The 25291-nt window shown below is 67.7% G+C and carries 19 protein-coding genes, 3 rRNA genes and 1 pseudogene; 4 read left to right on the top strand and 19 right to left on the bottom strand.

The window, feature by feature from the left end:
- Positions 1-49 precede the first annotated feature (49 nt).
- Positions 50-1282 (top strand): DUF5667 domain-containing protein, encoded by a 1233-nt coding sequence (locus tag HEP85_RS22805; RefSeq protein WP_168529407.1) that lies wholly within the window; start codon positions 50-52, stop codon positions 1280-1282.
- Between the two features lie 83 nt (positions 1283-1365).
- On the opposite strand, the gene HEP85_RS22800 is transcribed toward HEP85_RS22805, so the two are convergent.
- The 12 genes from HEP85_RS22800 to HEP85_RS22745 all read right to left on the bottom strand — a co-directional run bounded on the left by HEP85_RS22800 (position 1366) and on the right by HEP85_RS22745 (position 14531).
- Entirely contained in the window at positions 1366-2415 is a 1050-nt protein-coding gene (locus HEP85_RS22800; protein ID WP_168529405.1) for a lysophospholipid acyltransferase family protein, read from the bottom strand.
- A 14-nt stretch (positions 2416-2429) separates the two neighbouring features.
- Entirely contained in the window at positions 2430-3491 is a 1062-nt protein-coding gene (locus HEP85_RS22795) for an NAD-dependent epimerase/dehydratase family protein (RefSeq protein ID WP_168529403.1), read from the bottom strand.
- A gap of 343 nt (positions 3492-3834) precedes the next feature.
- Positions 3835-3933, bottom strand: a complete 99-nt coding sequence (locus tag HEP85_RS22790) for an AURKAIP1/COX24 domain-containing protein (protein WP_003948845.1) — start codon at positions 3931-3933, stop codon at positions 3835-3837.
- A gap of 164 nt (positions 3934-4097) precedes the next feature.
- Entirely contained in the window at positions 4098-4310 is a 213-nt protein-coding gene (locus HEP85_RS22785) for a helix-turn-helix domain-containing protein (RefSeq protein WP_004984898.1), read from the bottom strand.
- 129 nt (positions 4311-4439) lie between these two features.
- Positions 4440-5255 carry a phosphatase gene (locus HEP85_RS22780; protein ID WP_168529401.1) on the bottom strand — a complete coding sequence of 272 codons (816 nt, stop codon included), beginning with the start codon at positions 5253-5255 and terminating at the stop codon, positions 4440-4442.
- Positions 5256-5383: 128 nt separating this feature from the next.
- Complete coding sequence (locus tag HEP85_RS22775) at positions 5384-6556, bottom strand: acetoin utilization protein AcuC (protein ID WP_168529399.1); 1173 nt, start codon at positions 6554-6556, stop codon at positions 5384-5386.
- Positions 6507-7715, bottom strand: coding sequence for an MFS transporter (locus HEP85_RS22770; protein WP_168529397.1), 1209 nt, complete (start codon positions 7713-7715; stop codon positions 6507-6509). Before HEP85_RS22770 ends, HEP85_RS22775 begins: the two co-directional genes overlap by 50 nt.
- Positions 7716-7795: 80 nt before the next feature.
- Entirely contained in the window at positions 7796-8476 is a 681-nt protein-coding gene (locus HEP85_RS22765; RefSeq protein ID WP_168533918.1) for a VC0807 family protein, read from the bottom strand.
- A gap of 162 nt (positions 8477-8638) precedes the next feature.
- The gene (locus tag HEP85_RS22760; protein ID WP_168529395.1) at positions 8639-9283 is read right to left on the bottom strand and encodes an HAD family phosphatase; all 645 of its coding nucleotides are present in this window, start codon (positions 9281-9283) and stop codon (positions 8639-8641) included.
- An 83-nt stretch (positions 9284-9366) separates the two neighbouring features.
- Positions 9367-9483, bottom strand: a 5S ribosomal RNA gene (gene rrf / locus HEP85_RS22755).
- Between the two features lie 86 nt (positions 9484-9569).
- Positions 9570-12691: ribosomal RNA gene (locus tag HEP85_RS22750) — 23S ribosomal RNA — on the bottom strand.
- A 314-nt stretch (positions 12692-13005) separates the two neighbouring features.
- A 16S ribosomal RNA gene (locus tag HEP85_RS22745) occupies positions 13006-14531 on the bottom strand.
- The 16S, 23S and 5S rRNA genes sit together here, the layout of an rRNA operon.
- Before the next feature lie 835 nt (positions 14532-15366).
- On the opposite strand from HEP85_RS22745, the gene trpS reads away from it, so the two are divergent.
- Complete coding sequence (gene trpS, locus HEP85_RS22740; RefSeq protein WP_168529393.1) at positions 15367-16365, top strand: tryptophan--tRNA ligase; 999 nt, start codon at positions 15367-15369, stop codon at positions 16363-16365.
- A gap of 52 nt (positions 16366-16417) precedes the next feature.
- Here trpS and proC read toward each other — a convergent pair whose 3' ends face one another.
- The 3 genes from proC to HEP85_RS22725 form a co-directional block, all read right to left on the bottom strand.
- Positions 16418-17227, bottom strand: coding sequence for a pyrroline-5-carboxylate reductase (gene proC, locus HEP85_RS22735; RefSeq protein ID WP_168529391.1), 810 nt, complete (start codon positions 17225-17227; stop codon positions 16418-16420).
- 99 nt (positions 17228-17326) lie between these two features.
- Positions 17327-18154 carry an ABC transporter permease gene (locus HEP85_RS22730; protein WP_248002040.1) on the bottom strand — a complete coding sequence of 276 codons (828 nt, stop codon included), beginning with the start codon at positions 18152-18154 and terminating at the stop codon, positions 17327-17329.
- On the bottom strand, positions 18151-18909 hold the full coding sequence (locus tag HEP85_RS22725; protein ID WP_369657807.1) for an ABC transporter ATP-binding protein: 759 nt from the start codon (positions 18907-18909) through the stop codon (positions 18151-18153). Before HEP85_RS22725 ends, HEP85_RS22730 begins: the two co-directional genes overlap by 4 nt.
- 402 nt (positions 18910-19311) lie before the next feature.
- Here HEP85_RS22725 and HEP85_RS22720 point away from each other — a divergent pair, with 402 nt between their 5' ends.
- A complete protein-coding gene (locus HEP85_RS22720; protein ID WP_168529387.1) occupies positions 19312-20733 on the top strand; it encodes a SulP family inorganic anion transporter in 1422 nt (473 codons plus the stop codon).
- Here HEP85_RS22720 and HEP85_RS22715 read toward each other — a convergent pair.
- From HEP85_RS22715 to HEP85_RS22700, 4 genes and pseudogenes are all read right to left on the bottom strand, one after another.
- A pseudogene (locus HEP85_RS22715) lies at positions 20697-21473 on the bottom strand (class I SAM-dependent methyltransferase); the annotation flags it as partial. The gene HEP85_RS22720 and the pseudogene HEP85_RS22715 overlap by 37 nt on opposite strands.
- Positions 21474-21705: 232 nt before the next feature.
- A complete protein-coding gene (locus HEP85_RS22710) occupies positions 21706-22209 on the bottom strand; it encodes an EamA/RhaT family transporter (RefSeq protein WP_168529384.1) in 504 nt (167 codons plus the stop codon).
- 64 nt (positions 22210-22273) lie between these two features.
- The gene (locus HEP85_RS22705) at positions 22274-22558 is read right to left on the bottom strand and encodes a hypothetical protein (protein WP_248002510.1); all 285 of its coding nucleotides are present in this window, start codon (positions 22556-22558) and stop codon (positions 22274-22276) included.
- Between the two features lie 79 nt (positions 22559-22637).
- Positions 22638-22979, bottom strand: coding sequence for an SH3 domain-containing protein (locus HEP85_RS22700; RefSeq protein WP_168529382.1), 342 nt, complete (start codon positions 22977-22979; stop codon positions 22638-22640).
- Between the two features lie 179 nt (positions 22980-23158).
- On the opposite strand from HEP85_RS22700, the gene HEP85_RS22695 reads away from it, so the two are divergent.
- Positions 23159-25270, top strand: coding sequence for a serine/threonine-protein kinase (locus tag HEP85_RS22695; protein ID WP_168529380.1), 2112 nt, complete (start codon positions 23159-23161; stop codon positions 25268-25270).
- The last annotated feature ends 21 nt before the right edge of the window (positions 25271-25291 follow it).

Below are 25291 nucleotides of genomic sequence, written 5' to 3'. Positions count from 1 at the left end.
TCAGGACCCCCTGGGGAGTCGACCGTCATGACGAGAGGAGGTGCCGCCAGTGATCGCGAACGTATCGGCACACCGGCGGGCGAACGCCTTCGCCCAGGCCCTGGACGAGCAGTCCGACCAGGGCACGGCGGCCGAGCAGCCCGATGGATCGGCACCGTCCCCGGCTGCTGCGGAACAGACCGAGCAGGGCCTGCTGTTGGCCCTCGCCACCGGTCTCGGCGAGCTGCCCAAACCGGAGCTGGACCCCGAGGTCAAAGTCGTGCAGCGAGCCCAGCTCGTCGCGGCGATGGAGGCCATGCTGCTGGAAGGCACCGCCGCGGGGGGCGAAGGCCCGGACCGTTCCGTGCCCGAGCAGCGCTCGCACCGGGCACGAGGCGCGCACCGGGCGAGCGGGCTGGGCAAGCTACGACCGCGTTCGCGCCTGTCCAAGAGCCTCGCCGCGGGCGGGCTCACCGTCGGCGTGGCCGCCGGAGCGTTCGGCGGTGTGGCCGCCGCCAGCTCCGACGCACTGCCCGGAGACTCGCTCTACGGGCTCAAACGAGGCATGGAGGACATCAAGCTGGGCCTGGCCCACGGCGACAGCGACCGAGGCGAGCTCTACCTCGACCAGGCCTCGACCCGGCTGAGCGAGGCACGCCGCCTGATGGAGCGCGACCGCTCGGGCAGCCTCGACCACGAATCCCTGGGCGAGGTCAGGCGCGCCCTGTCCGGCATGCAGCACGACGCTACAGAAGGCCACCGCCTCCTCCACGAGGCATACGAACGGGACGGCTCGCTCGGCCCGATCCAGGCCCTCTCCGCCTTCGCCCAGTCGCACCGCCAGGCCTGGGGCGCGCTGCGCGACCGACTGCCCGTCCAGCTCGGCGACGTCAGCCAACAGGTCTCGTCGGTGTTCGCCGCCATAGACCAAGAGGTCGACCCGCTGCGCTCGCTGCTCCCGAAACCCCCCGTGCAGGAAGGCACGGGCCGACACCGCGGCGCCAGTTCGGACGCCCCCGGCTCGTCCGGCACGGACCGTCCCGCACCCAGCGCCAGCAGCGGCTCCACCACCGGCAGCCACCCCAGCAGCAGCAAGCCGAAGCCGTCCGCCTCGGGCAGCACCGGCGAAGGCCTGCTCGGCGGCAGCACGGGCGGCCTGCTGGACCCGCCCAAGGACACCACCAGCTCGTCCCCGTCGGCAGGCAGGTCCAACCCGGTCGGCGGCGCCCCCGACGTCACCCTGCCCCCGCTGCTCCCCGGTCTCCTTCCGGGCCTGGGCATCGACAGCGAGGACAACAGGTAGATCCGCGGGCACATACGCCGGTGGGGCACCCTTCCTTCGAAGGGTGCCCCACCGGCGTATGTGCGAGGGTCGGAAAGGAAGCGTCAGAAGAAGACCGACCGGCGCTGCACCAGCAGCTTGTACAGCGTGTGCTGGATCTGCTCCCTGACCTGGTCCGTCAGGTTGAACATCAGCATCGGGTCCTCGGCGGCCTCCGGCGGATAGCCGTCCGTCGGGATCGGCTCACCGAACTGGATCGTCCACTTCGTCGGCAGCGGCACGGCGCCGAGCGGGCCGAGCCACGGGAAGGTCGGCGTGATCGGGAAGTACGGGAACCCCAGAAGTCGCGCGAGGGTCTTCGCGTTCCCGATCATCGGATAGATCTCCTCCGCGCCGACGATCGAGCACGGAATGATCGGAGTGCCCTGCCGCAGGGCCGTCGACACGAATCCGCCGCGCCCGAAGCGCTGGAGCTTGTAGCGCTCGCTGAACGGCTTGCCGATGCCCTTGAAGCCCTCCGGCATCACCCCGACCAGTTCACCGCGCTCCAGCAGCCGTTCGGCGTCCTCGGCGCAGGCGAGCGTGTGACCGGCCTTGCGTGCCAGCTCGTTGACGACCGGCAGCATGAAGACCAGATCGGCGGCGAGCAGCCGCAGATGCCGGCCCGCGGGGTGGTTGTCGTGGACGGCGACCTGCATCATCAGGCCGTCCAGCGGCAGCGTCCCGGAGTGGTTGGCGACGATCAGCGCCCCGCCCTCGGACGGGATGTTCTCGATGCCCTTGACCTCGACCCGGAAGTACTTCTCGTAGAGCGGGCGGATCAGGGACATCAGGACCTGGTCGGTGAGCTCCTGGTCGTACCCGAAGTCGTCGACCTCGTAGTCACCGGTCAGACGCCTGCGCAGGAAGGCGAGGCCCCCGGCGACACGCCGTTCCAGCCCGCCACCGTCCCGGGGCTGCTGAACAGGCTTCTCCTCACGCGTCACAGGAACATCATCCTGCGGGAAGGTCCGGCCCGGCAGGGGCTGGACCTCACGGACCACCGCGGGATCGCCCGTGCGCCGGCTCCCCGTGGTCCGCCGCCGCGTCGGGCGCTGCGCAGCACCCCCGCGCGACCGGTCGTCGTCGAACGGAATGACCTTGGCGTCCGCCATCGTCGATGCGCTCCTCAGTTGGCGCTCAGTGTCGGGGGTTGGCCGCCGCCCAGGAAGGACAGCGCGGCGATCCGGTCGACGGCCCCCGCGAGGGCCTCGGGGGGCAGGAGTCCGGGTCCCCGGCTGCGTGCGAAGTCCGCGAAGGTCTCGGCGGTCGTGTACTTCGGTTTGTATCCCAGCGTCTCGCGCATCTGATTCGTCGACACGACCCTGCCGTGCGTCAGCAGCCGCAGCTGCTCCGGGGAGAAGTCCGTCACCCCCAGGGTACGCACCGCCGTGCCCGCCCAGGTGAGCGCGGGCAGCAGCAGCGGCACGGTGGGGCGGCCGAGCCGCCGCGCGCACTGGGAGAGCAACAGGACGCCGTCTCCGGCGATGTTGAACGTGCCGCTGTTGAGGGTGCCCCGCTCCGGCTCGTGCGAGGCGATCCGCAGCACCTCGATGACGTCGTCCTCGTGCACGAACTGGAGGCGTGGGTCGTAACCGAACACGGTCGGCAGCACCGGCAGCGCGAAGTACGAGGCGAGCGGTGAATCCGCGCTCGGGCCCAGGATGTTCGCGAACCGCAGTACGCACACGGCGACGTCGGGCCGGCGGCGCGCGAAGCCGCGTACGTACCCCTCGACCTCCACCGTGTCCTTCGCGAAGCCGCCGCTGGGCAGCGACTTGGGCGGGGTGGTCTCGGTGAACACGGCCGGGTCGCGGGGCGCGGACCCGTAGACGTTCGTACTGGACTTCACGACGAGCCGCTTGACCGTCGGGGACTTCTGACAGGCCCCGAGGAGCTGCATGGTGCCGATGACGTTGGTCTCCTTGACCGTGGTCCGGCTGCCGCCGCTCAGCGCGGTGCCCGTCACGTCCATGTGCACGACCGTGTCGACGGAGTGCTCCGCGAGCACCCGGGCGATCGTGGGCTGGCGGATGTCGGCCCGGATGAAGTCCGCACCGCCCAGATGGTGCTCGGGCGTCACCGCGTCCACGGCGATCACGCGGTCCACCTGCGGGTCACGCTGGATCCGTCGTACGTACCGGCCCCCCAACTGGCGGGCCACTCCGGTCACGAGCACGACCTTCCCCAAGATCAGCGCCTCTCTTCCCGTGCTGGACGTGTCTGGACGTAAGTCTGCTCGTACCCTGCCCGTGTTCCCCGTGTGCCGCCAACCTAGCGGGTCGATGTTGCGCTGTGATGACCGCCCGGCGCACGAAGTGACGGCGGGCCAGGGACCTGTGACCGGGCCGGACCGCGGGGCCGGCAGGCGTACGCACAGCATCCTCCCTGAGAGCGCTCGGGACGCAGATGCGCGGCCGCCCGCGGCCGGAAAACGCTGCGGCCCCCCACCCGTAGGTGAGGGGCCACAGAGCGCGCTGTCGACAGCTGTCGCACAAGCGTAAGGACGAACCCCGCTCAGGCGGGGCACGGCCCTACTTCTTGTTGCGACGCTGAACGCGAGTGCGCTTGAGCAGCTTGCGGTGCTTCTTCTTCGCCATCCGCTTGCGCCGCTTCTTGATAACAGAGCCCACGACTACCCTCGCTCACTTCTCTTTACTCGGTGCTGGGCTGCATGGGCCCACACGACCTATGAGGGGCCAGCCTACCCGTCCGAGCGCTGAGGTCGTAATCGAGGTGATCCGAGTGCATTCCCGAGTGGCCACAAGGACCTTCGGAGAACTTCACCGGGACGCCGTCAGGCTGTCTCCACCCCCACATAGCTCTCGCGGAGGTACTCGTGAACCGCTTGCTCCGGCACCCGGAAGGACCTCCCCACCCGGATCGCCGGCAGATGACCGCTGTGCACCAAGCGGTACACGGTCATCTTCGACACTCGCATGACCGAGGCGACTTCCGCCACGGTAAGGAACTGAACCTCGTTCAGAGGCCTCTCGCCCGCTGCAGCCATGACACACCTGAACCTTCCGCACTCGACGGTCACCGGCTTCCCCTTCCGGTGACTCTTCGTCGTTGCGTGCTCACTCCCCAATGTAGGGGCGGGTGATGCGAGTGGGGAAGAGGGGATGCTATCGGCCGCCTACTGTGACAGACACGCTCGATTGAGTACATAGCGAGTAAGCGGTCGGTAGTAATCAGACCGCACAGCGTCATCAACCGGAACGACGACGGACACCCGCCCCTCTGCCTCTCCGACGAAGAGCGCGGGATCGTCCGTATCGGCCAGCCCCATGGCCTCGAACCCCAGCTGACCTGCTCCGCAGACCCATCCGTGGTCCCCGATCACCAGCTCCGGGAGGGGCCCTCCGGCCTCCGCCGCGGCCGCCAGGACGGTACGAACCGGGAGCGGCGAGTGGGAGTGCGCGCCGGTCGCACCGCGGGGGGCACGCACACCGGGTTCGCGCACCAACGCGACGCCTTGTACGTAGTCGAGGTTGTACGTGCGTAGACCGAACCGGGTCGTTATGTCGACAGAGCTACCCTGCGCGGGGCTGAGGACGGTACATCCCGCTGACGACAGCGCGTCCGCGAGGGCGGCGTAGAAACCGAGCAGCCGATGCGGATGGCCGGTACCCAGAAGCACCGGTTCGCGGTTGCGGGCCGCTTCCCCGAGCCGCCGCGCGAAGGCTTCCAGCGCGGCCAGGGTCCTCTCCGGGTCGATCACATCATGCCCGCTCGTGTGCGCCGGATCGGCCGAAACCCCGCACTTGTCCGCCATCAACTCGATCAGATCCCGCTCCCGCCAGGACCACTCGGGATCAAGTCCGAGCAGCACCCGAGGATCCCGGGCGGCGAAGAGCCGATAACTCCGCAGACTCTCCTCGCGCGAGGTGGCGACGGGCCCGGCCAGCCGGGCGGCCAGCAGATGCGCGCGCAATGCTCCGGTGCTCAACACGTCAGCGATGCTGGCGCATGTGCCGGACGTTCACCCCGAAAATCCCGAAAACGCCCCACAGTTGGCGTAATGGACATCTCCGGGCGGTGGCAGCGGACCGAAAGGCCCCGGGCCCAGTCCGACGCGGCCTACGCGAGCAGCCCCCGCAGCGGGAACACCGCCCGCCGCGTCGCCACGATCGCCTGGTCGAGGCGGTCCGCCGGGTCGTACCCGGACTCCCAGTCCGCCCAGGACACCGGCCACCGCCCGTCCGTCATCCGCGCCGGCGCCAACTGCCTCGTACGGGCGAAGACTTCCTGCCGCCAGCTCTCCGGAATCACCGTCTCGGGCTCGATCGGCCGCCCCGCGGCGACGGCCACCAGATGCGTCCACGACCGCGGTACGACGTCCACGACCGCGTACCCCCCGCCGCCCAGCGCGATCCACCGCCCGTCGGCGTACTCGTGCGCCAGCTCGTGACAGGCGACCTGCACGGCCCGTTGCGCGTCGAGCGAGACGGCGAGATGCGCGAGCGGATCCTCGAAGTGGGTGTCCGCGCCGTGCTGGGTGACGAGCACCTGCGGCCGGAACTCCGCGACCAGTTCGGGAACGACCGCGTGAAAGGCCCGCAGCCACCCCGCGTCCCCCGTCCCGGCCGGCAGCGCCACGTTCACGGCACTGCCCTCCGCGCCCTCGGCGCCGGTCTCCTCGGGCCACCCGGTCTGCGGGAACAGGGTCCGCGGATGTTCGTGCAGCGAGATCGTCAGAACCCGCGGATCCTCCCAGAACGCGGCCTGCACACCGTCCCCGTGATGCACGTCGACATCCACGTAGGCGACCCGCTCGGCCCCGAGCTCCAGCAGCCGCGCGATCGCCAGCGCGGCGTCGTTGTAGATGCAGAACCCCGACGCGCCACCCGGCATCGCGTGATGCAGACCGCCGGCGAAGTTCACCGCGTGCAGCGCGTCCCCGCGCCACACCGCCTCCGCCGCACCGACCGACTGCCCCGCGATGAGCGCGGACACCTCGTGCATCCCCGCGAAGGCGGGATCGTCCATGGTTCCGAGTCCGTACGAGGCGTCGGCGGCGGCCGGATCGGCGGAGGCGGCCCTGACCGCCTCCACGTAGTCCTCCCGGTGCACGAGCCGCAGCGTCGACTCCCCGGCCGCCTTCGCCGCGACCACGTCCATGTCCCGGTCGAGCCCGAAGGCCCCGACCAGTCCCCGGGTCAGCGCCAGCCGGACCGGGTCCATCGGATGGTCCGGACCGAAGTCATAGCCCGTTACTGCCTCGTCCCACATCAGCTGTGCGCGGCCGCTCATGCCCGTCACCGTATCGGTCCGGTTCGGGCGCGAACGAGCGGGCGTACCCCAGGGTCACCAGGACCAACACCATCGGCACAAGCATGGCGCCCCGGTAGTTCCACGCGTCGCCCAGCGCCCCCACCAACGGCGAACCGATCAGGAACCCCACGTAGTTGAAGATGTTCAGACGCGCGATGGCCGTGTCCGAAGCCCCGGGGAAGAGCCGCCCGGCCGCCGCGAAGGTCTGTGGAACCAGCACACACAACCCCAGCCCCAACAGGGTGAACCCGAGCATCCCGACCCACGCCCCGGGGGCCACCGCCACCACCCCGAACCCCAGCGCCGCCACCACGGCCCCCAGCCGCACGACCGCCACCGCCCCGAACCGCCGCACCCCGACGTCCCCGACGGCCCTCCCCACCAGCGTCATCACCATGTAGACGTTGTACGGAACGGTCGCCAGCTGCTCAGAACTGCCCAGCACGTCCTGCAGATACTTCGCACTCCAGTTGGAGACCGTCGAGTCCCCGATGTACGCGAACGTCATCACCAGGCACAGCGGCAACAGCAGCTTGAAGACGACGGGCCCGCCCTCGGCCTTCTCCGGCCCGGTCCCGCCCTCCCCGTCGACGTACCACCGGCTTCCCAGGAACGCGGCAGGCAGCAGCACGAGCACCACCGGCAGATAGGACGTGAACAGCGACAGATGCCAGTGCGCCCCCGCCCACGCGAGCGAGGCGCCCACGATCCCGCCCAGGCTGTACGTGGCGTGGAAACCGAGCATGATGCTGCGCCCGTACGTCCGTTGGAGGCTCACCCCCAGCATGTTCATGGAGGCGTCGAGCGCGCCGACCGCGAGCCCGAAGGCGCCGAGGGCCACCGCCATCTCCACCAGCCGGTCCCCGGCCCCGACTCCGAGCAGCGCCAGCAGCACCACGGGCTGGGACCAGCGCAGCAGCCGGCTGGGCCGTATCCGTTTGACCAGGTGCTCGGTCGTCACACTCCCCACGCCGGCGAGGATCGGGACGGCCGCAAGGAAGGCGGGCAGCAACGCGTCCGAGACCCCGTACCGGTCCTGGATGGCGGGGATGCGCGTCACGAGCAGCGCGAAGGTGGCGCCCTGGGCGAAGAAGCTGAACGCCAGCGAGGCCCTGCCGCGCCGCAGCACATCTGTCATGGCGGCGAGCGTAGGGCCCCGGCCTACCGGTGGGTAGATCCAGCCGAAGGTGAATTCTGCTCAACTCTGTGGCGGGGCCGTCATCGGTCGCCGGTCGGTCCGGCCGCTTCCGCCCTGACCATCGCCTCCATCGGACCGGCGGCGAGGCCACCACTGACCACCATGGCCCCCGCCATCGTGCAGATCATGACGACCGTGCCGAGCCACACCATCGTGTCGACGGGCAGCGTGTACGCCCCCACGATCCGCACGACGCACTCCCCGAGCAGCGCCACACCCCACACGAGGGAGAAGGTCCGCTCGAACTTCCGGAACCGCTCGGACCCGCCGAGCAGTCGATCCCAGGCGGCCGTCCGCGCACGGTCCCCCTTGGTGACGAACGGTTTCATCGCCGTCGTCATCATCGGCCGTCCCGCCATCACGGAGACCAGGACACCGATCCCGATCACACTGCTCACTCCGCTGTCCTTGGCGAGCATCAGCCGCGGGTCACCGGCGACCAGACTCAGCAGCAGACCGGCCACGTTGACGAACAGGATCAGCGCGGCCAGCGCGTTGACCTTCCGCTCCCGCAGCACGCTCCACAGGGTCCGCACGGCGGGCACCACGCTGCTCCACCCCAGCGCCGCCATGGTGCTCATCCCGAGGCCGCTCTTGAGGAGGTAGTACGAGCCGATCGGCACGGCCACGTCCACGATCAGCGGCAGGAGGTGCTGCCGGGTGGCGACCTTGCCGGTGCCGCCGGCGTCCGCCGTCGCGATACCGGTCTCCGTGGCCGTGACGCTCACGATCGGGTCCTTCCGTCGTCGCCTTGTACGTGCCGCTCTCGATGTACTCAGCTTCGCGGCCGGACCCCTCGGGCCGACAGAAACGATCGTCCGGAGCTCGCCATGACAAATGTCAGCGCCGCCCGATGGCGCGGGTCATACGAGCAGGTCGGGGAGGTCTCCCAGGTCGGAGAAGAGCCGGGTGGCACCGGTGAGCCGTGCCGCGGGTGTCATGGCGGTGAATCCGTAGACGTCCATCCCGGCCGCGTTCGCCGCCTGTACCCCGAGTGGGCTGTCCTCCACGACGACGCATCGGTGCGGCGGTACGCCCATCCGCTCGGCCGCGTGCAGGAACAGGTCCGGCGCCGGCTTGCCCCGCCCGACGTCCTGGGAGCTGAAGACCCGCCCCGCGTCGAACCACCGGTCGAGCCCGGTCGTGCGATGCCCCACGCGGATCCGTTCGTGGCTCCCGGAGGAGGCCACGCAGTACGGCACCCCGTCCGCGGCCAGCTTCTCCAGTACCTGCACGGCTCCGGCGACCGGCCGCAGCTCGCGTTCGAACGCGGCGAAGACCCGTCCGTGGAAGACGTCGTCGAAGTCGTCGGGCAGCCGCTGCCCGGTGCGCTCGTGGACCAGGTCGTGGACCCGGTGCATCGCGGACCCCATGTAGTCCCGGATGGACTCCTCGTACGAGGTGGGGTGTCCGAGCTCGGTCAGATAGGCGGCGAGGAGGCCGTTGGAGATCGGCTCACTGTCCACGAGGACGCCGTCGTTGTCGAAGATGACCAGGTCGTAGCGCATACGGCAACACTAAAACGAAGGGGCCCGTAAACGCAGAAAACCCCCGTACCGATCTCCCGGTACGGGGGTCTCCTTCAAAATTTGTTCGGCGGCGTCCTACTCTCCCACAGGGTCCCCCCTGCAGTACCATCGGCGCTGTGAGGCTTAGCTTCCGGGTTCGGAATGTAACCGGGCGTTTCCCTCACGCTATGACCACCGAAACACTATGAAACTGTCAACCGGAGCCGTGGCATAGCTACGACGGTTGTTCGTGGTTTCAGAACCAACACAGTGGACGCGAGCAACTGAGGACAAGCCCTCGGCCTATTAGTACCGGTCACCTCCAGCGGTTGCCCGCCTTCCAGATCCGGCCTATCAACCCAGTCGTCTACTGGGAGCCTTAACCCCTCAAAGGGGGTGGGAATACTCATCTCGAAGCAGGCTTCCCGCTTAGATGCTTTCAGCGGTTATCCCTCCCGAACGTAGCCAACCAGCCATGCCCTTGGCAGGACAACTGGCACACCAGAGGTTCGTCCGTCCCGGTCCTCTCGTACTAGGGACAGCCCTTCTCAATATTCCTACGCGCACAGCGGATAGGGACCGAACTGTCTCACGACGTTCTAAACCCAGCTCGCGTACCGCTTTAATGGGCGAACAGCCCAACCCTTGGGACCGACTCCAGCCCCAGGATGCGACGAGCCGACATCGAGGTGCCAAACCATCCCGTCGATATGGACTCTTGGGGAAGATCAGCCTGTTATCCCCGGGGTACCTTTTATCCGTTGAGCGACGGCGCTTCCACAAGCCACCGCCGGATCACTAGTCCCGACTTTCGTCCCTGCTCGACCCGTCGGTCTCACAGTCAAGCTCCCTTGTGCACTTACACTCAACACCTGATTACCAACCAGGCTGAGGGAACCTTTGGGCGCCTCCGTTACTCTTTAGGAGGCAACCGCCCCAGTTAAACTACCCATCAGACACTGTCCCTGATCCGGATCACGGACCCAGGTTAGACATCCAGCACGACCAGACTGGTATTTCAACGACGACTCCACCATGGCTGGCGCCATGACTTCAAAGTCTCCCAGCTATCCTACACAAGCCGAACCGAACACCAATATCAAACTGTAGTAAAGGTCCCGGGGTCTTTCCGTCCTGCTGCGCGAAACGAGCATCTTTACTCGTAGTGCAATTTCACCGGGCCTATGGTTGAGACAGTCGAGAAGTCGTTACGCCATTCGTGCAGGTCGGAACTTACCCGACAAGGAATTTCGCTACCTTAGGATGGTTATAGTTACCACCGCCGTTTACTGGCGCTTAAGTTCTCAGCTTCGCCACCCCGAAGAGTGACTAACCGGTCCCCTTAACGTTCCAGCACCGGGCAGGCGTCAGTCCGTATACATCGCCTTACGGCTTCGCACGGACCTGTGTTTTTAGTAAACAGTCGCTTCTCGCTGGTCTCTGCGGCCACCCCCAGCTCACCGAGTAAATCGGATCACCAGTGATGGCCCCCCTTCTCCCGAAGTTACGGGGGCATTTTGCCGAGTTCCTTAACCATAGTTCACCCGAACGCCTCGGTATTCTCTACCTGACCACCTGAGTCGGTTTAGGGTACGGGCCGCCATGAAACTCGCTAGAGGCTTTTCTCGACAGCATAGGATCATCCACTTCACCACAATCGGCTCGGCATCAGGTCTCAGCCTTGATGTGCGACGGATTTACCTATCACACGGCCTACACCCTTACCCCGGGACAACCACCGCCCGGGATGGACTACCTTCCTGCGTCACCCCATCACTCACCTACTACAGGTCTGGTCCGTCGGCTCCACCACTCCCCTTTGCCCGAAGGCTCCGGGGCGGCTTCACGGACTTAGCATCGCCTGGTTCAATGTTTGACGCTTCACAGCGGGTACCGGAATATCAACCGGTTATCCATCGACTACGCCTGTCGGCCTCGCCTTAGGTCCCGACTTACCCTGGGCAGATCAGCTTGACCCAGGAACCCTTAGTCAATCGGCGCACACGTTTCTCACGTGTGTATCGCTACTCATGCCTGCATTCTCACTCGTGAACCGTCCACCACTGCCTTCCGGCGCGGCTTCACCCGGCACACGACGCTCCCCTACCCATCACAGCGGGCGTTGGCCCTATTGCTGCAATGACACGACTTCGGCGGTACGCTTGAGCCCCGCTACATTGTCGGCGCGGAATCACTAGACCAGTGAGCTATTACGCACTCTTTCAAGGGTGGCTGCTTCTAAGCCAACCTCCTGGTTGTCTGTGCGACTCCACATCCTTTCCCACTTAGCGTACGCTTAGGGGCCTTAGTCGATGCTCTGGGCTGTTTCCTCTCGACCATGGAGCTTATCCCCCACAGTCTCACTGCCGCGCTCTCACTTACCGGCATTCGGAGTTTGGCTAAGGTCAGTAACCCGGTAGGGCCCATCGCCTATCCAGTGCTCTACCTCCGGCAAGAAACACACGACGCTGCACCTAAATGCATTTCGGGGAGAACCAGCTATCACGGAGTTTGATTGGCCTTTCACCCCTAACCACAGGTCATCCCCCAGGTTTTCAACCCTGGTGGGTTCGGTCCTCCACGACCTCTTACAGCCGCTTCAACCTGCCCATGGCTAGATCACTCCGCTTCGGGTCTTGAGCGCGCTACTAAATCGCCCTATTCGGACTCGCTTTCGCTACGGCTTCCCCACACGGGTTAACCTCGCAACACACCGCAAACTCGCAGGCTCATTCTTCAAAAGGCACGCAGTCACGAGATATGTGCAAGCACATATCCGACGCTCCCCACGGCTTGTAGGCACACGGTTTCAGGTACTATTTCACTCCGCTCCCGCGGTACTTTTCACCATTCCCTCACGGTACTATCCGCTATCGGTCACCAGGGAATATTTAGGCTTAGCGGGTGGTCCCGCCAGATTCACACGGGATTTCTCGGGCCCCGTGCTACTTGGGTGTTTCTCAAACGAGCCGTTGATGTTTCGACTACGGGGGTCTTACCCTCTACGCCGGACCTTTCGCATGTCCTTCGCCTACATCAACGGTTTCTGACTCGTCTCACGGCCGGCAGACCGTGAAAGAGAAATCCCACAACCCCACATACGCAACCCCTGCCGGGTCTCACACGTATATGGTTTGGCCTCATCCAGTTTCGCTCGCCACTACTCCCGGAATCACGGTTGTTTTCTCTTCCTGCGGGTACTGAGATGTTTCACTTCCCCGCGTTCCCTCCACTTGCCCTATGTGTTCAGGCAAGGGTGACAGCCCATGACGACTGCCGGGTTTCCCCATTCGGAAACCCCCGGATCAAAGCCTGGTTGACGACTCCCCGGGGACTATCGTGGCCTCCCACGTCCTTCATCGGTTCCTGGTGCCAAGGCATCCACCGTGCGCCCTTAAAAACTTGGCCACAGATGCTCGCGTCCACTGTGCAGTTCTCAAACAACGACCAACCACCCATCACCCTGCCCTAAGGCAAGTTCACTGGGGCCGGCACTGAAGGCAGCCAACAATCGGCCGTACCTTCAGACACCCAACAGCGTGCCCGACACACTCCCCGCTTCCCTCACTCTTTCCACGCCCCGAAGGACAGTACTCGAAGGAGAAGACGATCAAGTGTGCCGAATAATCAACGTTCCACCCATGAGCAACCACCGTCGAACATTTGCCGACGTAGTGGCCTCTGACCTCACCCCGGAGGGATCGGTAAGAAGTGCTCCTTAGAAAGGAGGTGATCCAGCCGCACCTTCCGGTACGGCTACCTTGTTACGACTTCGTCCCAATCGCCAGTCCCACCTTCGACAGCTCCCTCCCACAAGGGGTTGGGCCACCGGCTTCGGGTGTTACCGACTTTCGTGACGTGACGGGCGGTGTGTACAAGGCCCGGGAACGTATTCACCGCAGCAATGCTGATCTGCGATTACTAGCAACTCCGACTTCATGGGGTCGAGTTGCAGACCCCAATCCGAACTGAGACAGGCTTTTTGAGATTCGCTCCGCCTCACGGCTTCGCAGCTCATTGTACCTGCCATTGTAGCACGTGTGCAGCCCAAGACATAAGGGGCATGATGACTTGACGTCGTCCCCACCTTCCTCCGAGTTGACCCCGGCAGTCTCCTGTGAGTCCCCATCACCCCGAAGGGCATGCTGGCAACACAGAACAAGGGTTGCGCTCGTTGCGGGACTTAACCCAACATCTCACGACACGAGCTGACGACAGCCATGCACCACCTGTACACCGACCACAAGGGGGCGACCATCTCTGGCCGTTTCCGGTGTATGTCAAGCCTTGGTAAGGTTCTTCGCGTTGCGTCGAATTAAGCCACATGCTCCGCTGCTTGTGCGGGCCCCCGTCAATTCCTTTGAGTTTTAGCCTTGCGGCCGTACTCCCCAGGCGGGGAACTTAATGCGTTAGCTGCGGCACCGACGACGTGGAATGTCGCCAACACCTAGTTCCCACCGTTTACGGCGTGGACTACCAGGGTATCTAATCCTGTTCGCTCCCCACGCTTTCGCTCCTCAGCGTCAGTAATGGCCCAGAGATCCGCCTTCGCCACCGGTGTTCCTCCTGATATCTGCGCATTTCACCGCTACACCAGGAATTCCGATCTCCCCTACCACACTCTAGCTAGCCCGTATCGAATGCAGACCCGGGGTTAAGCCCCGGGCTTTCACACCCGACGTGACAAGCCGCCTACGAGCTCTTTACGCCCAATAATTCCGGACAACGCTTGCGCCCTACGTATTACCGCGGCTGCTGGCACGTAGTTAGCCGGCGCTTCTTCTGCAGGTACCGTCACTTTCGCTTCTTCCCTGCTGAAAGAGGTTTACAACCCGAAGGCCGTCATCCCTCACGCGGCGTCGCTGCATCAGGCTTTCGCCCATTGTGCAATATTCCCCACTGCTGCCTCCCGTAGGAGTCTGGGCCGTGTCTCAGTCCCAGTGTGGCCGGTCGCCCTCTCAGGCCGGCTACCCGTCGTCGCCTTGGTGAGCCACTACCTCACCAACAAGCTGATAGGCCGCGGGCTCATCCTTCACCGCCGGAGCTTTCAACCCACCCAGATGCCCAGGCAGGTATTATCCGGTATTAGACCCCGTTTCCAGGGCTTGTCCCAGAGTGAAGGGCAGATTGCCCACGTGTTACTCACCCGTTCGCCACTAATCCACCCCGAAGGGCTTCATCGTTCGACTTGCATGTGTTAAGCACGCCGCCAGCGTTCGTCCTGAGCCAGGATCAAACTCTCCGTGAATGTTTTCCCGTAATCGGGACGACACCACGAGAGCGGAACCAGGAAGAGGAATAATCCTCCCGGTTCACAGCGTCCTCGCTGTGCGCCTACCCCAAGGGGCAGGACTTTTTCAAAGGAACCTCGCCCCGACCGATCGGCCGGAGACGGGGTATCAACATATCTGGCGTTGATTTTTGGCACGCTGTTGAGTTCTCAAGGAACGGACGCTTCCTTTGTACTCACCCTCTCGGGCTTTCCTCCGGGCGCTTCCCTTCGGTCTTGCGTTTCCGACTCTATCAGACCGTTTCCGTATCCGATTTCCTCGGTGCTTTCCAGGTTTCCGCTCTCGCGTTTCCCTTTCCGGCGGTTCCGACTCTATCAGATCCTTTCGGGCCTGATTCCCAGTCAGTGGGGCTTGTCTTCCCGGCCGTTGGGCCGTTCCGACGAGTGAGACTTTAGCGGATTCCTGCCTCCCGAGCTAATCGGGGGCGTCCTTTCGAACGCGGATTCCTCATTTCGCAAACGCGCACATAAACGAGCCGACGACGAGTCGCCGTTCGCTGGATGCCTGTTGCGGAATGGCTGTCCGGGGACCGACCGGAGTCGGAGCTCACGTCGGACAACTCGGAGAACACTACGTAGGGGACAGGGGTGTGTCAACTCAGCCCCGGGCGCCCCTCGGACGCGTACCCTCGGAGCCATGACGACACATACGTGCACCCAGCAGTGGTGGGCCGCCTGACGGCGGCCGTACTCACGTATGTACACAACGGCCGCCGCCCCGGCGGCCGTTTCTGTATCTCCCTCCTGGGGGGCCGGCCGGACGGTGCGGCGGCCTCGACCAGAGGGTGGAGAGATGAAGCGGATCTTCAGCGGGGTCAAGCCGACCGGGCATCTGACGCTGGGGAACTACCTGGGGGCCGTACGCCGCTGGGCCGATGTCGATCAGCACCGGGCCGACGCCCTGTTCTGCATCGTCGATCTGCACGCGCTGACCGTGGACCACGATCCGGGACGGGTCCGCAGACTCAGCAGGCAGGCCGCGACGCTGCTGCTGGCCTCGGGGCTCGATCCGCGGCTGTGCACCGTCTTCGTGCAGAGCCATGTCGACGAGCACGCCCGGTTGTCGTACCTGCTGGAGTGCGTCGCCACGGACGGGGAGATGCGCCGGATGATCCAGTACAAGGAGAAGGCCGCGCGGGAACGGGAGCGGGGCGGGAGCGTACGGCTGTCGCTGCTGACCTATCCCGTGCTGATGGCGGCGGACATCCTGGCGTACGGGACCGACGAGGTGCCGGTCGGGGACGACCAGACACAGCATGTGGAGCTGACCCGGGATCTCGCGGTGCGGTTCAACCAGCGGTACGGGCACACGTTCGCGGTGCCACGGGCCACCCGCCCCGAGGTCGCCGCGCGGGTCATGAATCTCCAGGAGCCGACGTCGAAGATGGGGAAGAGCGACGACGTGGGGCCGGGCGTCGTCTATCTGCTCGACGAACCGGACGTCATGCGGAAGAAGATCATGCGGGCGGTGACGGACAGCGGGCAGGACGTCGTCCACGACCCGGAGGGACGGCCGGGGGTCTCGAACCTGCTGGAGATCCTCGCCGCTTGTGAGGGCACGGACCCGGAGACCCTGAGCGGTGCCTATCAGTCGTACGGCGCCCTGAAGAAGGACACCGCCGAGGCCGTGGTCGAACTTCTGCGGCCCCTGCGGGAACGGCACAAGCAGCTGTGCGCCGACCCCTCGTACGTGGAGGGTGTGCTGCGGGACGGTGCGGCGAAGGCGAGGGAGATGGCCAGACCGCGAGTGGACTCGGCGTACCGGGCCATCGGGCTGCTGGCGGCGGGCTGAGACGGCGGGGCCGGGCGGGCGTGCCCGGCCCCTTGCCGGTTCCGCTGCTGCGCTAGCTGTTGCCGGAGGCCAGTTCGCGGCTGCGGTCGCGGGCGGCCTCCAACGCGGCGATGAGGGCCGCGCGTACGCCGTGGTTCTCCAGCTCGCGGATCGCGTTGATCGTGGTGCCCGCCGGCGACGTCACGTTCTCGCGGAGCCGCACGGGGTGCTCCCCGCTGTCGCGGAGCATCACGGCGGCGCCGATCGCGGACTGGACGATCAGGTCGTGGGCCTTGTCGCGGGGCAGACCGAGCAGGATGCCCGCGTCCGTCATGGCCTCGACCAGATAGAAGAAGTACGCCGGGCCCGAGCCGGAGAGGGCGGTGCAGGCGTCCTGCTGGGACTCGGGGACCCGGAGCGTCTTGCCGACGGCACCGAAGATCTCCTCGGTGTGGGCGAGGTGCTCCTCGGTGGCGTGACTGCCGGCGGAGATGACGGACATGGCCTCGTCGACGAGCGCGGGGGTGTTCGTCATGACGCGCACCACCGGGGTGCCCGCGGCCAGACGCTCCTCGAAGAACGAGGTGGGGATGCCGGCCGCGCCGCTGATGATCAGGCGGTCGGCGGGCAGGTGCGGGGCGAGTTCGTCGAGGAGAGTGCCCATGTCCTGCGGCTTGACCGTGAGGATCAGGATGTCGGCGTTCTTGGCGGCCTCGGCGTTGGTGACGGCCGTGACGCCGTGGCGCTCCTGGAGTTCCCTGGCGCGCTCGGGGCGGCGGGCCGTCACGAGGAGGTCGGCGGGGTCCCAGCCGGATCGGATCACTCCGCTCAGCAGGGCTTCGCCGATCTTTCCGGTGCCGAGGACTGCGACTTTCTGGGTCATGGTGCGGGTGCCCTCCAGGGGTGCGTCGTCCTGGGGTCATCCTCGCACCCGGGCGGCCGGACGGGGTGGTCCGTCCGACCGGCGGACGGCCACGGCGCGTCACCGCGTGCGGCGCCTCAGGGTGGCCGCGCCGAGGACCAGCACCAGGAGGGCGCACGCCGCCACGATCAGGGCGTCACGGAGGAACGTGGCCGTCATGTCGGTGTGCTTGAGGACCTCGTTCATTCCGTCGACGGCATAGGACATGGGCAGCACGTCGGAGACCGCTTCCAGGGCCGGGTGCATGCTCGCACGGGGCGTGAAGAGGCCGCACAGAAGGAGTTGGGGGAAGATCACCGCCGGCATGAACTGGACCGCCTGGAATTCGGAGGCCGCGAAGGCCGAGACGAAGAGGCCGAGGGCCGTACCGAGGAGCGCGTCGAGGAGCGCGACCAGCAGGAGGAGCCACGGGGAGCCCGTGACGTCGAGGCCCAGGAACCAGACCGCGAGGCCGGTGGCGAGGGCCGACTGGACGACGGCCACGGCGCCGAACGCGAGGGCGTAACCGGCGATCAGGTCGCCCTTGCCGAGCGGCATGGCGAGCAGGCGTTCCAGCGTGCCGGAGGTGCGTTCGCGCAGGGTGGCGATGGAGGTGACGAGGAACATCGTGATCAGCGGGAAGATCCCGAGGAGCGAGGCGCCGATGGAGTCGAAGGTGCGCGGGCTGCCGTCGAAGACGTAGCGGAGCAGCACGAGCATCAGACACGGGATGAGGATCATCAGCGCGATGGTGCGCGGGTCGTGGCGGAGCTGACGCAGCACGCGCGTCGCGGTGGCCGTCGTACGGGCGTGGTTGATGGCGCTCACCCTCGTGCTCGCCCTCGTGCTGGTGCCCGTGCTCGTGCCCGTGCTCGGGATCAGGTTGTCGGCGGTGGTGTCGGTGGTCATCGGACGGTCTCCTTGCGGGGCCTGTCGGCGGTCGCGTTCGCCTCGTCGACCAGGTGGAGGAAGGCGGCCTCGACGGTCTCGGAGCCGGTGCGTTCGCGCAGGGCGTCGGGGGTGTCGTCGGCGAGGATCTCGCCCTCGCGCATCAGCAGGAGGCGGTGGCAGCGCTCCGCCTCGTCCATGACGTGGGAGGAGACGAGGAGGGTGGCGCCCCGGTCGGCGGCGATGGCGTGGAAGAGGGTCCACAGGTCGCGGCGCAGGACCGGGTCGAGGCCGACGGTGGGTTCGTCGAGGACCAGGAGCTCCGGGGTGCCGAGGAGGGCGACCGCGAGGGAGACGCGGTTGCGCTGGCCGCCGGAGAGGTTGCCCGCGAGGGAGTCGGCGTGGGAGGTGAGGTCGACGTCGGAGATGGCCCGGGTGACGTGGTGGTGGCGGCGGTCGGCGGCCGCGCGTCCGGGGTCGAGGACCGCGGCGAAGTAGTCGAGGTTCTGGCGGACGGTCAGGTCGTCGTAGACGGAGGGGGCCTGGGTGACGTATCCGATGCGGGAGCGCAGGGCGGCGTCGCCCGCCGGACGGCCGAGGACTTCGAGGGTGCCGGCCACCTTGGCCTGGGTGCCGACGGTGGACCGCATGAGGGTGGACTTGCCGCAACCGGAGGGGCCGAGCAGTCCGGTGATCTGGCCGCGCGGGACGGCGAAGTCGAGTCCGCGCAGGACGGTGCGGGGGCCCCGTACGACGGTGAGGCCCTCGGCGCGCACGGCGGGCCGGGGGGATGCGGGAGAGACGGTGGCGGCGGAGGGACGGGAGAGGTGGAGGGGTCCGGGGGGTCGGCCGGGGACGGCGTGTGCCTCGAAATATTCATCACGTGATGAATATTGCTCGCGTGGAGCACGGCCGTCAAGCCCGGTCGCGTTCGGGGGCGCAGGCGCGCGGCGGCGCGATCGGAAGGGACCACTCCGGCGCGCGGTGCGGGTGGTGCGCTTCCACGTTCACGTGGCGGTCACACGAAGGGCTGCGCGATCAACTCCCGTTACCGACAATGGATTTCAGTGCGCGGTCATATGCCCACCGGCCAACGGACCGCGCCCGTACGTCCGCCGCGCCCTCCCCCGGCTCGGCAGCCCACGCGTCTGCCGCTCTCGACCGGAGGTGCTGTTGTGATGCGCAAAGCCGATCTGTCGGCGTCCCTCGTCGTTTTTCTCGTCGCGCTGCCCCTGTGCGTGGGGGTCGCCATAGCCTCCGGTGTGCCGGCCGAACTGGGACTGGTGACCGGGATCGTCGGCGGGCTGGTCGCCGGGCTGCTGCCCGGCAGCAGTCTGCAGGTCAGCGGGCCGGCGGCCGGGCTGACCGTGCTGGTGTACGAGGCGGTGCAGACGTACGGGCTGCCGGCGCTCGGTGTGCTGGTGCTCGGGGCCGGGCTGGTGCAGCTCGCGCTCGGGGTGCTGCGGCTCGGGCGGTGGTTCCGGGCCGTGTCCGTGGCCGTGGTGCAGGGAATGCTCGCCGGGATCGGGCTCGTGCTGATCGCCGGCCAGGTGTACGCGATGGGCGACGTCTCCGCGCCCGCGAGCGGGCCCGGCAAGATCGCCGGCTTGTTCTCGCTGCCCGGTGCCGCCGACCCGGCAGCCCTCGCGGTCGGCGGTGCCACCGTCGCCGTACTCCTGCTGTGGCCGCGGTGGCGGCGCGGGGCGCGGGTGCTGCCCGCGCCGCTGCCGGCGGTGGCCCTCGCGTCGGCGGCGACCGGTCTGTTCGATCTGTCCGTGCGGCGGGTGACGGTGCGCGGGCTGCTGGACTCCGTGCAGCCGCCGTCCCTGGCGGAGCTCGGGCGGCTCACGGAAGTGGGCGTGTTCGGGACGGTGCTGGCGTTCGCGCTGATCGCGTCGGCCGAGTCGCTGTTCAGCGCGGCGGCGGTGGACCGGCTGCACCGGGGACCGCGGACCGACTACGACCGCGAACTCATCGCGCAGGGCGCGGGGAACGCCGTGTGCGGGGCGCTCGGGGCGCTGCCGATGACCGCGGTGATCGTGCGGAGCGCGGCGAACGTGCAGGCGGGGGCGCGGACGAAGGCCTCGCGGGTGCTGCACGGGGTGTGGCTGCTGGTCTTCACGGCGGTGGTGCCCGGGGTCCTCGGGATCATTCCGGTGGCGGCGCTGGCGGGACTGCTCGTGCACGCGGGCTGCAAGCTGGTGCCGGTGCGGGAGGTGCGGGGTCTGTGGCGCGGGCACCGGGGCGAGGTCGTGGTGCTGGGCGTGACGGCGGTGGCCATCGTGGCCGGGAACCTGTTCGAGGGGGTGCTGGTCGGGCTGGCGCTCGCCGTGGCGAAGACCGCGTGGGACATCAGCCATGTGCAGGTGGAGACCGAGGACCGGGGGGCCGCGGGCATGGTCGTACGGGTGGTGGGGAACGCGACGTTCCTGCGGCTGCCGAAGCTGCTGGACGCTCTGGAGGCTGTGCCCCACGACCGTGACGTACGGCTGGAGCTGGGCGGGCTGCGCCATGTGGATCACGCGTGTGCGGCGGCCCTGGAACGGTGGGCCGCCGCGCGGGATCACGAACGGGTCGCCACGATCACCAGCACGTCGTAGACCTCCTCGACCCGCCCGTCCGGGAACGCCTCCAGCAGGTGGGCCCGCTCCTCGGCGAGGAAGGCCTCGGTGCCCTCCTCGCCGAGGACCAGGAAGATCGAGTGGCTGGTGATGTTGGCGAGGTGCGTGTCGACCGGGATGTGGCGGCTCCAGCGGACGACGCGGTGGGCGTGGTCCGGGATGTGGGGAGCGCCTTCGAAGGCGAGTTCGGTACGGGAGCCGGCCACACCCCCCTTGCCGCCGGTGCCCCCCTTGCTGGCCTGCTCGTCGCCGAAATACCGCTCGATGCGGCGTGCCTCGGCGGCGATCCAGGGGACGTCGAGGGCGTCCGTGTTCCACCAGAGCGCGAGGGAGCCGCCGGGACGCAGGACCCGGAGTGCCTCCGGCAGGGAGCGGGCCGGGTCGGTCCAGTGCCAGGACTGGGCGTACGTCAGGAAGTCGGCGCAGGCGTCGAGGAGCGGGAGGGCGTTGCCGTCGCCCCGGACGATCGGAACTCCGGGGACGGCGCGGCGGAATTCCGCGGTCATGCCCTCGCCGGGTTCCACGGCCAGGACGTGCGCGCCCCTCGCGCGCAGCAGCGCGGTGGCGATGCCGGTGCCGGCGCCCACGTCCACGACCCGTGCGCCGGTGAGGGGGCGGCCGGCGAGTTCTTCGATCGTGTCGAAGAGGGCGGGTGGATAGGAGGGGCGGTTCGCGGCGTACTGGGCCGCGGCGGTGTTGAAGGAGTGGGCGCGGGTGGCGCGGGTCCGGTTCCGGGTGTCGGGGTCGGCCTGCGTTTCGGGTTCGGTGCTTAAGCGCCGGTGTCGGCCTGGGCTTTCGCCTCGGTGCCGGTGCCGGTGTCGGGGGCCGCGTCGGGGTGGGAGGAGGGGTCATACGTTCATGGTGGCTGGTGCAGCTGTGGGGGGCACAGGGGTTTTCGTCCCAGCCGCCCCGGTCCGGAGCCTGGGCTTCCGGTGCCGGACGGGAGTGCCGTCAGGACCCGGCGGCCCGGCGCTTCTTCGACGGATTGCGGGTGCGGCCCGCGGAACGGCGCTCGTACCGCGTACGGGCCGTCTCGTACTCCTCGCGGTGCAGGCTCTCGCCCGGGGCCTCGGTGAGGGAACGGACGGAGTACGCGAGGAGGGTGCCGACGAAGCCGATGGCCAGCAGGCCCCGCAGGGAGGCCTGGCGGTCGGGATCGGGGCGCTTGGCGAACGCGTCCCAGGTGTGGCGGAAGGCGAGCGCGCTGCACACCGCGAACATCACCACGACCAGGATCGTCACCGGCCTGCCGACGTCCGCGATCGCCAGGCCCTGGTAGGCGAAGCGCAGGACGAAGCAGGCGGCCACCGCGGCGACGAGCGAGCCGACGGCCACGCCTGCCCGGCGGCCGGTGTAGCCGCCGTCGTGCTCCACCCAGGTGGTCCCGAAGAAGCGGAGGGGCTCGGGCTGGGGTCCCGCGGGGGTACCGGTACCGGTTTCGGTCGTATCACTCACACGACGATTATCGCTCCGGTCGGCCGCGGGGCCCGGCTTCGCCCGAACCCCTCGCGTCGGTCGGTCAGGCGCAGCGCGGCGCTACGTAGCCGTCGCTGCCCGTCTTCACGTAGGCGTCGGAGATGAACTGACCGTTGGCGATGTTGTCCCAAATGTTCGTGGTCCCGTAGTACCCGCTGACGGTCTCGCCAGGGCACTGGCAGTAGATCGGTACGGACGAACCCACTGGCAGGGTGCGAACGACCGAGTAGTGAGTACCGGGGCCGGAGCGCACGTTCACCGAGACCCCGGGGGCCAGGGGATAGCTGGCGGCGGCGGCCGCCTCGGACGCGGCCCCCATCACCAGCATGACGGTGGCGGCGAATCCTCCGGCCACCATGGTCCTTCTGCGTGCCACAGACTTCATGGTGCTGTTCATCCCCTTCTCCTCAGGAGCAGCGCGGCGCGATGTAGCCGTCGCTGCCGGTCTTCACATACGCGTCCGAGACGTACTCACCGTTGGAGATGTTGTCCCAGATGCTGGTGGTGCCGTACGGGCCGCTCACGGATCCGCCGGGGGTCTGGCAGAAGATCGACACGCGTGAGCCCTCGGGCAGGACCCGCACGATGCGGTATCCGGTGCCGGGGCCGCTGCGCACGTTCAGCGCGGAGCCGGGTGCGATCGGGTAGGTGACCAGTCCCGCCACGGCGGCGTCGGCGGTTGCCGCTTCCCCGTCATGATTCTTCGTGCTCGTGACGCTTTCCATGCTTTCCATGCGCTCAACAGCCATGAAGGCCTCCCCCGTTGGATCAGACGAATCAGGTGAAACAGGTGAAACAGGCGCGTTCGGGCGACGCACATGCGTACGCCTGTCGCACGCGGAGGCTAGCAAGCCGCCTCTGGTTCGCACGTGGAATCGACTAGGCTCCGTGCGTCGCGCGCGCGGACGAACAGCACGGGGGTGGGTCCATGGCGCCACAGCGGAACACCGGAACGGATCCGGAAGCGGAACTTCCCGAGTACGCCGGGCAGTACCGCCTTGACGAGCGTCTCGGATCCGGCGGCATGGGCGTGGTCCATCTGGCCCGCAGCGGCTCGGGGCTGCGACTCGCGGTCAAGGTCGTCCACGCCGAGTACGCCAAGGACCCTGAGTTCAGAGGGCGTTTCCGGCAGGAGGTCGCCGCGGCCCGGCGGGTGAGCGGGGCGTTCACGGCGCCCGTGGTCGACGCGGACCCGGAGGCCGGACGGCCCTGGATGGCGACCCTGTTCATACCGGGTCCGACTCTCGCCGAACAGGTGAAGCGGAACGGTCCCTTGTCCGCCTCTCAGTTGCGCCGGTTCATGGCCGGACTGGCCGAGGCGCTGCGCGACATCCACCGGGTGGGAGTCGTACACCGGGATCTCAAGCCGAGCAACGTCCTGCTCGCCGAGGACGGCCCCAAGGTCATCGACTTCGGCATCTCACGGCCGTCGGACAGTGAACTGCACACCGAGACGGGCAAACTGATCGGAACGCCGCCCTTCATGGCACCCGAGCAGTTCCGAAGGCCGCGCGAGGTCGGACCGGCCGCCGACATCTTCGCCCTCGGCTCGGTGATGGTGCACGCCGCTACCGGCCGCGGCCCGTTCGACTCCGACAGCCCCTATGTCGTCGCCTACCAAGTCGTGCACGACGAACCGGACCTGACCGACGTACCTGCGAATCTCGCACCGCTCATCACCCGTTGCCTCGCCAAGGAGCCCGAGGACCGGCCGACACCCGACGAACTGATGCGGGAGCTGCGTTCGGTGGCGGCCTCGTACGACACCCAGGCGTTCATTCCGGCCCAGCGCACCGTCCAGCCTGCCACCACGCCCGATGCCGTGGACGACGAACCCGCGCCTCCCGCGCCAACTCCCGGCAGATGGGCGCTCAAGCGCGCCGCCGTCGCTGTCGGCGCTCTCGTGTTCGTCTCGGGCGGGACACTGGCCACGACACAGTTTCTCGGGCACGACGACAGCACCGGCGCTCAGCCGAACCATCAGCGGCGGTCCGCACCGGCCGCCTTCAGCGGGTGGAGCACGAAGCCGGCGGGCCGGACCACCGGAACGCCCGAATGCTCCTACGGCGGCGGGAAGTTGTTCTGTGCCCAGCCGGGGCTGACATCCGCTCTCGACCCGGTCGACGGCAAGGTGCTGTGGCGGCACACCTCCCCCGAGAAGAGCCCCCCGGACGGGGCGCCCGTCATGTCGGGCGGGCTCGTACACGTCGTGACCCATGCCGGACAGCTCCTGGAGGCCCTCGATCCGGTGTCGGGCACGGTGCGGTGGACGATGGACCTCTCGACGTACGGCGGGCTCCAACACGTGGGGGGCATGGTGCTCCTCACCCGGGCCGACGGGACGGTCACCGGGGTGGACGGCGCCACGGGCGGGAAACGCTGGAGTCGTGGCCTGCCGGAACAGACCGAGCCGAACATCACCTCGTTCGCCGGGGACGGACTCGCCTACGCCACGAGTACGACGGACCACGGAACGCGTACGCGCGTGACCGCGGTGGAACCGGAGACCGGGCACGTGCGGTGGAGCACCCGTCTGAACGGCACGCTGGATCCGGTCGGCACACGGCGAGGCGCTGTCCTCTTCGCGTCCGTCAACAACTCCACCGAGACCGACGCCCTGGTCCGGTACGACCCCGGGAGTAGAACGTCACACCGGGTGACGATCGGCATGTCGCTGCCGCAGGCCCAAACCTCCGTCCGCGCCGGCACCGTCTATCTGATGAGCACCCTCGGCGGGCTGATGGCCATCGACATGGACACCGGGGTACAGCGCTGGCGTCTCGAGACCTCCGTGAGCCGGGGCTCGACACCGGCCGTCGACGCCAAACACGTGTACCTCACCACACCGGACGGGCGGCTGCTCGCCGTGGACGCCGCCCGCGGGAAGCTCATCGGCCAGACCCGGACCCGGAACGGAGCCGAGCCGGACCGGGTCGCGGCCGTGCTGCCACTCCCGCTGATCGCTGACGGCCGTGTCTACGCGAGTGCGCCGGACGGAACCGTCTTCGCGGTGGCGGCCGACGACCCTGCGGCCTGGTGAGCCTGCGGGCCGAGGTGGGGG

The sequence above is a fragment of the Streptomyces sp. RPA4-2 genome (assembly GCF_012273515.2).
Taxonomy (GTDB): Bacteria; Actinomycetota; Actinomycetes; order Streptomycetales; family Streptomycetaceae; genus Streptomyces; species Streptomyces kaempferi.
The sequence above is the reverse complement of the archived record's forward strand: the minus strand, read 5'-3'. Positions and strand labels throughout refer to the sequence as shown.